2 pseudogenes are annotated in these 697 nt (G+C 70.6%); both read right to left on the reverse strand.

Annotated features, from left to right (window positions below):
* Positions 1-308 (reverse strand): annotated as a pseudogene (locus RB628_RS41075) (hypothetical protein); the annotation flags it as partial.
* 142 nt (positions 309-450) lie between these two features.
* A pseudogene (locus tag RB628_RS41080) lies at positions 451-697 on the reverse strand (hypothetical protein); the annotation flags it as partial.

The following is a 697-nucleotide window of genomic DNA, read 5'->3' on the forward strand; positions in this document are numbered from 1 at the left end:
TCGGGATGCCCGCGCGTCACCAACCAGCTCTCCGGATACCCGGGCGGGTGGTCGGTGGGTGGTTCCTGAGGCGGAGAGATGATCAGGGCGCTGCCGTCGGGGAGTTCGGCGTGGACGATGTAGTCGCTGAGGCCGTACTCGACGGTGCAGGCCAGGCCGCGCTGCCGAAGTGGCGCGGTGAGGTGGCTGTACTGATGCTCATGCTCCGAGGCACCGGCGGCGGCTTCCTGGATGAAGGGTTCGCTGGTGCGCGCAGTGACGTGTGTGCCCTCGCGTTGGAGGGTGACCAGGGTCTGATCGGGGCGCATGTGGGCTTCTCCGTGGCTGGTCGTCCCCAGCGGTCGACGGCGGGAAGCCGCAGCCGGGCGGGGACTTGTAGGGGGTAGTGGCGTCCGTCGAGGATCCGGCGATCGGGTGGTTTGGCCTCGCCGGAAGTCGGTGCTAGAGGCGTCAGCGCGAGCGGCGCGCGGCAGGGGGGTCCGACGTCGCCGAGGCGGGCGGCGAAGTGGGAGAGGCACCACGTTGGCCGGAGGCGGATCGGGCCAGGGCGGCCTGGACACGCCCGGTGTGCGCAGACTGGTCGACGCCGATCCGGTCGGTCAGGTGATCGGCAGCCCTGGCCAACGCCGCTCCGCTGTAGCCGAGTTCGTCGGCGTAGTGCCAGCCTTCGGAGTTGCGGATCTCGCGGGCTCGTTCC

The organism is Streptomyces sp. ADMS (genome assembly GCF_033441795.1).
Lineage (GTDB): Bacteria > Actinomycetota > Actinomycetes > Streptomycetales > Streptomycetaceae > Streptomyces.